We start from the raw sequence: 9,014 nt of genomic DNA on the forward strand, positions 1-9,014 counted from the left end.
CAGCGCACGCCGGGCGAGGTCAGGCGCGCGCCTCCAGCACCATGTTGAACGGCGTCTCGGCGGCGCGGCGCACGCTGCCGAAGCCGCCGGAGCGGATCACCTCGGCCAGGCGCCTCTCGCCGGCCTGCGCGCCGAGCGCGGCGCCGGTTTCCTGCGCCAGCGAGGTCGGCACGCAGATCATCGTCGAGGCGGCGTAGTACAGGCGACCGACCGGGTTGAGGTTCTCGACCAGGCTGTCGCCGGCGATCGGCTCGACGATCATCCAGCTGCCGCCCTCGGCCAGCGCCGCGCGCACGTGCGCGGCGGCACCGGCCGGGTCGCCCATGTCGTGCAGGCAGTCGAAGCAGGTCACCAGGTCGTAGCGGCCGGGGAAGTCCTTGGCGGTGGCCACCTCGAAGCGCACGCGCTCGGGCGAGATGCCCTCGGCGTCGCGGTGCGCATTGGCGGCGGTGATCGAGTCGGGGTGGAAGTCGAAGCCGACGAAGCTGGAGTTCGGAAACGCGCGCGCCATCACCAGGGTGGAATGGCCGTGGCCGCAGCCCACGTCTGCCACGCTGGCGCCGCGCTCCAGCTTGCCGACCACGCCGTCGAGCGCCGGCAGCCAGCTCTGCACCAGGTTGTGCTCGTAGCCGGGGCGGAAGAAGCGCGCCACTGCGCAGAACATGCACGCGCCCTGGTCGCCCCAGGCGACGCCATCGCCGCTGCGGAAGGCCTCGGCCACCCTGGGCTGGTTCTGCACGTGGCTGCCGACCATCTCGAAGCCGCCCATCAGGTAGACCGGGCTGTCCTCGTTGGCGAACACCATCGCCTGTTCGGGGGGGAGGGCGAAACGCCCGCTCGCGGGGTCGTAGGCCAGGTAGCTGGAGGCGGCCTGGTGCGACAGCCACTCGCGCAGGTAGCGCTCGGCGCAGCCGCTGCGCGCGGCCAGCTCGGCCGGCGTGGCCGGGCCCTGGTCGCGCAGCGTGCGATAGAGGCCGAGACGGTCGCCCAGGGTGACCAGGGTGGCGCTGTAGGCGCCGCCGAGGTCGTTGAGCACCTGGCCGATGAAGGCGTGCAGCCGGTCCTCGTCGATTCCCGTGGAAACGGGGCTCCGGGCGGCGCCGGAAGGGGCACCGGTCGAAGCATGGGCGTGATTGATCGATTGCATGGCAAAACTCGGGGGAAAAGGCGGATACGCCGGAGCCGCCACCCTGGCAGCGGGCCGTTGGTACCGGCGTTGTGGTGGGCGTACGAATTCCGTTGGAAAACGCACGCATGCCCCGGTTCCGTCGACCCACCCGGGCGGGCGACGCGCAGTGCGCATACGCCGCCTTCATTCGCCTGCTTCCCGGCTGCGACCACCGTGCGGTCCCGCGCGAGCCCCGCGCACCTCGTGACACGCATCCGCACCCCCGGGCGAAACGTCAGCCGGTCTGCCGCCGGGCCCGCGCCTGGACGACGCGCCCGGCGCGCCAGTCCCTCGCCAGGAACCGGCCCTCCCCGCCGGCCAGCACATGCAGCGCCTTGTGCAGGTTCCGCTCCTGCGCCTGCGGCGACTTCAGCCGCGCGAAATAGCGCAGGATCTCCTTCTGCAGGCTCGGCGTCAGCGCCTCCCAGGCCTCCCCTGCCGCACGGTCGAGAGACAGAGCATCCTCGAACCATGCCGGCATCGGGTCGACCGGGCCAGCGTGGTAGGCGTCGTCGAACGTCAGCTCCACTTCGATCTCGTCGCCGACCTGCGTTTCGGCCGCAGCGCGGGCGGCGGCGTGCAGGTAGAGGCAAAAGGAGCCATCGCCGTACGGCATCATGTTGATGCGCCACGGGGTGCGCGGCCGGCCGTCGATGCGATAGCGCACCGGCATCGGCCCGCGCCAATGCTGTTTGAGCTTCGCCGCCTGCGCGGCCGTGACCGGAACGTACGGATTGATGCCGACGAGCAGGACCACCGCACGAAATCGCAGCCCGGTCGCCCGTCGCGGCGCCGGCCGGTGTTGCGGTCCCTTCATCGCGGTTCCGCCCCTTCCCGATCAGAACCCGTAGCGCAGGAAGCCACCGTCGACGGCGATGCATTCGCCGGTGATGTAGGCGGCGGCGGGCAGGCACAGGAACGCCACCGCGGCGGCGACCTCCTCCGGCTCGCCCACCCGCCCCATCGGGGTACGCAGCAGCACCTCGTCGAGATAGTCGGGATCGGCCAGCTTGGTGGAGGTGCGGCGGGTGCGGATGTACCACGGCGCCACCGAATTCACCCGCACGCCGTCCTCTGCCCATTCGACGGCGAGGTTGCGGGTCATCTGGTGCAGCGCGGCCTTGCTCATGCCGTAGGGCGCGCCGGAGCGCACGTGGGTCATGCCGGACACGCTGCCTACATTGACGATGCACGAACCGGGGTGCTGGGTGAGCAGCGGAAACGCGTAGCGCGACAGCTCGAACGCGCTGAACAGGTTCACCTCGAAGATCTCGCGCCATTCCTCGTCGGTGTAGTCGTTCGCCGCGCGGGTGAGGTTGCCGCCGGCGTTGTTCACCAGAATGTTGAGGCCCTCGCCCTGGTCCTCGACCCAGTCGAGCACCTCGCGGCGCTGCTCCTCGTCGGCCACGTCGCCGACCAGTGCGCGCACCTCGCCGTCCGGGTGCTCCTCCAGCAGTTCCTCGCGGGCCGACTCCAGCGCGTCGCCGTCGCGGGCCACGATCACCACACGGGCGCCGAAACCGAGCAGTTCGCGCGCGATGGCGCGGCCGATGCCGGCGCTGCCGCCGGTGACCAGGGCGAGTTGTCCGTCGAGTCGCCAGCGGTGCGGGTCCATGGCCGGGCCTGTGTCTGAGCTGGGAGTAGGATAGCGCCGGTGCCCACGTGAGGAGCGCACATGACCCGACGCATCCCGGCCGCATTCGCCGTTGCCGGCCTGGCGCTGGCCTGCGGCGCCTGCACGCCACCGGAGCAGCCGCTGCCCGACGAACAACCCGAGCCCCAGGCCACCCAGCTGCGCGATGCCATCCAGGCCCCCCAGGACCGCGCCCGCGCGGTCGGGGGCACCGTGCGCGAGGCCGAGGAGAGCCGACGGCGGGAAAACGAATCACCGTAGCCGGACGCCCGGGGCGCGCCGATTTTCCGCAGGAGCGTGCCATGCAGGGGAGAAAACGGCGCGGGTAGCGATCCCGGACAAGTCGCAGTGCCTGCCATCATCCTGCCGGGTCGACGCTCCCACGGCCTTCGCGGCCATGATCCGCTCCTGCCGCGGGTGGGCCGCACCTGCACGGAGCCGCCCGATCCCCTTCGGCTCAGAATCCGGTCGCGGTGACCGTGCAGGTGAGCTCGAGATTAACGCTGCCGCCAGTGGGCAGGGTCGGGATCACCAGCCCCGCGGCGAGTTGCGCCGGGGTCGGCGCGCCGGGGCACACCGCCCCGCCGACAGCCGAACAGGTCAGTCCCGTGCACTCCAGGCTGCCGGGCACGCCGGGGTCCGTCAGGATGGCGCCGTCCGCGGCATCGGGACCGCCGTTGGTCGCCTCGATCGTGTAGACCACCTCGTCGCCCGAGGCCACGGTCTGGGGCGTTGCGGTCTTCACGATGGCCAAGTCGGTCTCCGCGACCGCCATCTCGACCTGGTGATCTTCGATTTCGCCGGAGTCGGCCAAGCCGAGGAACCCCAGGCCCGGCTGGTTGGCGATCCGGAAGCGCGCAAGCGTCGTTCCGGCTGTCGCCGTTGCCGGCACGGCAATGTCGAAGGCGTTGGCGCCCGGGGCGACCGCCGCGTCCACTAGCACCTGGTCGCCTGGTTCGGCGAAGCTGCCATCGCCCGCCCAGTCGATCCAGCCTTGCAGCAGCGCGCCCGCGCCGACGTTGCCTGCAGTCACGTCGATCTGGGCGCTCATGCCGATCAGCAAGGCTGGAACGAGCACGCCGTCTTCGTCGTCGACCCCGGTCAGATCGTCGCCGGAGGCGCCCGCGCTCGATTGTCCATCGACCTCGAAGTCCGGCAGGTCGGCGCCGAGATAGGGGCTGCCGGCAACGATCGCGTGCCGGGCCCCGTTGCTGGCGAGCAGGGTGCCGTAGCTGTCCGGTGCATCGCCCCAGTCGTAGAAGCAGTCGGCCAACGCCGGGCCGCCGACGCGCGCCGCGTCGCCTGGACCGCCATTGTAGAAACCCGCCGGCCTGTTCGGTGGATCGTACTGATCGGCTTCCTTGTAGGCGACCACGGGATTGGCGAAGAACGGATCGTTGGCATGCCCCAACTCGTCGAGGCCGCGACCTTCCACCACGTTCAACCGGCAGGCATCGGCCTGCGGGCTGCCGTTGCGTGCGGCGAGATGGCTCGTAAAGGCAATGCCGGAGATTGTGTAGGGTGGTACCAGTGCGCCGTCGAAGCCATTGTTCTGGGCCGCGATGGGAACGGCCGCGACCCAGCCGGCATCCGGATCGAAAACCCGGAACTGCAGCCCGCCATAGCCGATGATCCCCATCCCATTGCCGGCAAAGTCGATGTCGGACGCAGTCGACGCCGCACCAAGACCGACGGCGATGGGAGTTCCCACGACGGTTCCGGACGGGCCGATCTGGACGACACTGTCCGAAGTGCAATCCAGGCCCCACAGCCGGCCCTGGCCATCGAAAGCGGCGCCATTGATATGGCGACCCGTGAGCCAGGGGCCGACGTAGGAAACTACACCGGTCGTCGGATCGATGGAAACCAGCCTCGAACTCTGGTTCGCCGTGCATCCGGTGGCGGGGTCCCAGGGGATGAAGCCCCCGGTGGAAGCCTCGTCGATCGCGAAGCCGAAGAGATTGCCCGACAAATCGGTTGCCAGGCCATCGACCGGCAAGGGCCCGTCGGTGACATGGCGCAGGTAGGTGCCGTCGCCGCCGATCTGGCCTTGTGCGCCGGTCGCGTCGTTCCACAGAAACAGGCCTGTTGCGCCCTGTTCGGCATCCACGGCTGCGCGCGTGCGCGAGAAATAGAACTCGTCCGCGAACGCCGGCCCGGTGCCGAGCAGGACCGCCAATCCCACCAGCAGGAGCGCAATGACGTTGCGCCTGCCGCGTTGGGCGCCCGTGGTTGCGCGGCGATGGCCCGGGCGGCTCGTTGCCTTCATGCTCATTGCTGCATCAATCCCCTGCAAGGACATCGTCGTCCTTGCTGTACATTTCACTTCCAGTTGCGGCCTGCATGCCTGCTCCGGCAAGCGCTCCCTCTCGTTCTCGTAATTCTTCCGCTCACAATCCCGTCGCGGTCACCGTACAGGTCAGTTCCAGGGTGACGGTGCCGCCAACCGGAAAGGTCGGTATCGGCAGGCCGGCCGCCAGCTGCGCCGGCGTCGGCGCGGCGGGGCAGGTCGCACCGGCGTCGGCCGCACATGTCAGCGCGGTGCACTCCAGGCTGTCCGGTACGCCGGGGTCGGTCACGATCGCGCCGTTCGCCGGATCCGGGCCGTTGTTGGTGAGTTGCATCGTATAGATCACCGCTTCGCCCGACCTTACCTCCTCCGGCGTAGCGGTTTTCACGACCCCCAAGTCGGCGCAAGGGTCGCCGGCAAAGGAAAAGTTGTCTATGAAGAGTCCGGTATTGAAATCTGAGGGAGCGGTGTTGTTGACGAACTGGACCGTCGCTTCCGTACCGGTCGCGACAAAGGTATGCCGGTAGGTACCCCAGGTCACCGAATACGATGGCGTTGCCGGTATGCCGGCATTCCCGTTGCTGACGGCATCGGCAGACGGCTGGAGCGTCGCGAGGGTGACAGGCGCCGCCCCGACGCCATTGCCCAACTGGATGACGGCAATCGAATTGGCCGCCGAGAGGCCGGAATAGTCCACCGAGAAGGTGTACTGGGCTCCCGGGACGAGGCCGGTGAATGTTTGCCGTATCGTTGCCGCCGCCGTGCCCCAGAGGTCGATGCTTTGCAGTCCATTACTGGCGTTGTTGAAATGGCGCAGGATGTCGATGGTGCCGGCGACGGTTTCCCAGCCGCTGATCGGATTGGTCGTCGTTCGCCAGATCGCGAAGCCGTTTACATAGGCCGTATTGTCGCCCGGGCCTTCCGGATCGTTCTGGATGTCCGGTGATTCGAACGAGCCGTTGTCGGCGATGTTGCACACGCTCGGGTTCGGGCCGGGCGGAGACGTGAACTCGGTGTTGGTGTCGGTGGCCGTGTTGTTGGCGGGGTCGGCGTCGGTCATGCCGGCCGGCGCGTCCACCGTGGCCGTGTTGACCAGGTCACCGCCGAAGCCGGGCGGGACCGTCATGGTCAGGGCATAGGTGACCGAGGCGCCCGCCGGCAGGTCCGCCGTGGTGGCGATCGCGCCGGTGCCGCTCGCGGCGCCACAGGTGCCGCCGCCGTCGTCCGTGCAGGTCCAGCTTGCATCGGTGATGCCGTCCGGCAGTGGATCGCCGACCTGGGCGCCCAGCACGCCCACGGGGCCGAGGTTGGTCACGACGATCTCGTAGACGACCGTGCCGCCCGGCGAATAGGCCGTCTGGCCATCGTCCTTGGTGATGGCGAGGTCGACGTCGTCGTCGATGATCTCCCAAGTGAGTTCGGCGTTCGCGGGCCCGCCACAGGTTGTGGTGCTGCTGACGACGTAGTTCGTCGGATCCTCGACGATGGCCAGCGTGACGGTCTCGTCGCCTTCGATGTCGGTGTCGTCGATGACCGACAACGGCAGCGGGAAGTCCTGGCCGGTGCCGTAATCGCCGGCCGGGATGGTGACGCTGAAGGTCGATCCCGGTGCCGAGAAATCCTTCCCCAGTGTTGCGGTGCCTCCGGTGATCGCCACCTGCACGTCGAACGCGGCCTCGATGATGCCGGTGACGCGCAACGCCGGCACGCCGGTGGATCCCTGGCCCTCCGCCGTGGACGCGGTGGCCGGGAAGAATTCGACGTAGGGCCTGAGGATCACGACGATCTGGTCTAGGAAGTTGCCGGCCGCCTGATTGCCGTTGCCCGTTGATATCGCTTCGAAGCCGAACGTGTGGACGCCGGCGGCGCCGTTCCAGACGAAGCTGCCACCGTAGTCGGCCCAGGTGCCGACCGTCGCGGGCGCATCGCAGCTCGCACTGCCGACACTGCCGGAACCGCAGGAGCCCGCGACCACTGTGCCGGCGCCCGTCTCCGACGTCGATGTACGGACGATCTGGTTGGCGACCGAGTCGATGTTGAACGACATCACGTCCGTGCCGCCGCGGCCGCGATGGCTCAACCGCCAGTCCACGACCTCACCGCTGGCCAGGCACACGGACTGGTAGATGCGCGAGTTTTCGAAGGCGTTGAGCTCGGCGTGGTTGAGTCCGGTCCGGGGCGCGTTTCCGTTTAGGTTGCGCCATAGCTCGATCGAAGGCCCCGCACTGCCCGCAGGACTGGTGCAGGTGCCGGCACGCGCATTGACGGAATGTGTGGTCTCCCAGCCGGGCACGTCGGCCGAGCTGGTGATGATGTAGCAGTTGTCGGGCGCGAGCGCTGGCTGCTCGAAGCCCAGGTTGATGAAGCTGCGTTGCACCTGCGCCTGTGCGGCGGCGCTCCAGAGCACCAGCGCGGCGAAGGCTGCGATGTAGCGCATCGCGAGACCGACGGACCGGACTCGACACGCAAGCCCCTGGGTTCTCGCTTTCGCGGAAGTGACCGCGGAGGCGGGAATGGCGATGGAGGATGAGGCCATGGTGAATCGCATTTAGTCGATGTCCGGCATGTCAGGTTCTGCACATATGTCCATGGGTGACCAGCCTTTCAGGCTGTTTTAAGGCGCTTCCCGCCTGTGGGGAACGACGGTTATGACGGTACGGAGGGCAGTGCATACCGGCGTGCGTGCCTCCCGAATCGGCATCAATAGCTCCCCACGAAGTTGACGAACCAGCCCTTGTGGTCGTAGTCGAAGTCGGTCAGGTCGTCGCTGAAATCGGTGAAGTTGTAGCCGGCGCCGATGCGGAAGTAGTGGTTGAGGTCGCGGTCCACGCCGACCAGGAAGCCCTGCCTGGTGCCGCCGTCCTTCACGTCCAGCCAGCGGTATTCGGCCAGCGCATGCCACTTCTCGCGCAGCTCGTAGCGGACCTGGCCGGCAGCGAAGGTGGTTGCCGAGTCGAACCAGGCCCCGGTGCCGCGCCCGAACCGCACCTCGCCCTCGCGCCGGGCCAGCTTGGCCGCCAGCTCCCAGTGCTGGTCGATGCGGTACACGCCCTCGAACGCCAGCACCTGGCTCTTCTGGTCGTACTGCGCCCCGCCCACCTGGCCCAGGGTGGCCAGGTCGTACAGGTACGTGTAGCGCCCGAACAGGCCCCAGCGGCTGCTGTCCCACGGCCGGTAGGCAAAGCCGAAGTTGCCCTCGATGAACTTCGCGCCCGCCGCCGGATCCAGCTCGTCGTCGGTGTCGGCGTAGTTGAACCTTGCAGCGAGCCGCCAGCTCTCGTTGAGCTTGTGCGCCAGGTGATTGGTGCTCACCCACTGGGTACGCCGCTCGGCACCGCCGTCGCGGCGCCACTCCAGCTTGCTGCGCCAGTCGGTCGCCTGCGAGGTGCGCCCACCACTGATGCTCACCGCCTGGCGGTCGACCTGATTGCCGGCGCTGTTGGTCAGCTCACCGTCGCTCAAGGTGAAGCCCAGGTTCCAGCCCACCGCCGGGTAGAAGTCCATGCCGTAGGTGTGCGCCAGCCCGGACTCGTTGCGGGTCTTGAGGAACTGGCTCTCGTTGAACAGGTTGACCTGGTTGGACAGCCGCCAGCGCTGGCCGAAGGTCCAGCCGTTCTGCCGGTTGGGGTTGAACAGCGAGTGGTACTCGGTGCTGTCGGTGGAGTACGTGTAGCCGCCGTAGAAGCTGTGCTGCGGGCTCAGCCGGTACTCGCCGTTGACCGTGGCCGCGTCGCCGCGGTCGCCGGTGGTGATTTCCGCGCCGATGTTCGACAGGTTGGCGAAGTTGTAGCGCGCGCCCAGGCTGTAGGCGTCGTTGTCGGCGTAGTTGCCGCCGTCGTCGTCCAGCGTCAGCTGGGCGGTGCCGAACACGTCCAGCGCGGTGCCGAAGCGGTGGGTGTAGCGCAGCGCCCCCAGCGTGCCGG

General features: G+C 68.5%; 6 protein-coding genes and 1 pseudogene. 1 reads left to right on the top strand and 6 read right to left on the bottom strand.

The features are described from left to right. Positions 1-19 precede the first annotated feature (19 nt). The 3 genes from QFW77_RS02980 to QFW77_RS02990 form a co-directional block, all read right to left on the bottom strand. Positions 20-1,147: a class I SAM-dependent methyltransferase gene (locus QFW77_RS02980; protein WP_280572783.1), complete on the bottom strand. Its 1,128-nt coding sequence runs from the start codon at positions 1,145-1,147 to the stop codon at positions 20-22. A 256-nt stretch (positions 1,148-1,403) separates the two neighbouring features. Then, complete coding sequence (locus QFW77_RS02985) at positions 1,404-1,925, bottom strand: YdeI/OmpD-associated family protein (protein WP_280572785.1); 522 nt, start codon at positions 1,923-1,925, stop codon at positions 1,404-1,406. A gap of 81 nt (positions 1,926-2,006) precedes the next feature. Further along, positions 2,007-2,783 carry an SDR family oxidoreductase gene (locus QFW77_RS02990; protein WP_280572786.1) on the bottom strand — a complete coding sequence of 259 codons (777 nt, stop codon included), beginning with the start codon at positions 2,781-2,783 and terminating at the stop codon, positions 2,007-2,009. 60 nt (positions 2,784-2,843) lie between these two features. Here QFW77_RS02990 and QFW77_RS02995 point away from each other — a divergent pair, with 60 nt between their 5' ends. Beyond that, positions 2,844-3,062, top strand: a complete 219-nt coding sequence (locus QFW77_RS02995) for a hypothetical protein (RefSeq protein ID WP_280572787.1) — start codon at positions 2,844-2,846, stop codon at positions 3,060-3,062. Positions 3,063-3,258: 196 nt separating this feature from the next. Here the strand turns inward: QFW77_RS02995 and QFW77_RS03000 are convergent, their stop codons facing one another. The 3 genes and pseudogenes from QFW77_RS03000 to QFW77_RS03010 all read right to left on the bottom strand — a co-directional run. Further along, positions 3,259-5,076 (bottom strand): GEVED domain-containing protein, encoded by a 1,818-nt coding sequence (locus QFW77_RS03000; RefSeq protein ID WP_280572788.1) that lies wholly within the window; start codon positions 5,074-5,076, stop codon positions 3,259-3,261. A gap of 115 nt (positions 5,077-5,191) precedes the next feature. Continuing rightward, entirely contained in the window at positions 5,192-7,528 is a 2,337-nt protein-coding gene (locus QFW77_RS03005) for a DUF642 domain-containing protein (protein WP_280572789.1), read from the bottom strand. A gap of 263 nt (positions 7,529-7,791) precedes the next feature. Then, positions 7,792-9,014 (bottom strand): annotated as a pseudogene (locus QFW77_RS03010) (hypothetical protein); the annotation flags it as partial.

Source organism: Luteimonas endophytica (assembly GCF_029887875.1).
Classification (GTDB): Bacteria; Pseudomonadota; Gammaproteobacteria; order Xanthomonadales; family Xanthomonadaceae; genus Luteimonas; species Luteimonas endophytica.

Bases quoted from the DNA above. Each gene is read 5' to 3' on its own strand.
- QFW77_RS02980 (WP_280572783.1), bottom strand. From the start codon at position 1,147: ATGCAATCGATCAATCACGCCCATGCTTCGACCGGTGCCCCTTCCGGC.
- QFW77_RS02990 (WP_280572786.1), bottom strand. From the start codon at position 2,783: ATGGACCCGCACCGCTGGCGACTCGACGGACAACTCGCCCTGGTCACC.
- QFW77_RS02995 (WP_280572787.1), top strand. From the start codon at position 2,844: ATGACCCGACGCATCCCGGCCGCATTCGCCGTTGCCGGCCTGGCGCTG.
- QFW77_RS03000 (WP_280572788.1), bottom strand. From the start codon at position 5,076: ATGAGCATGAAGGCAACGAGCCGCCCGGGCCATCGCCGCGCAACCACG.
- QFW77_RS03005 (WP_280572789.1), bottom strand. From the start codon at position 7,528: ATGCGCTACATCGCAGCCTTCGCCGCGCTGGTGCTCTGGAGCGCCGCC.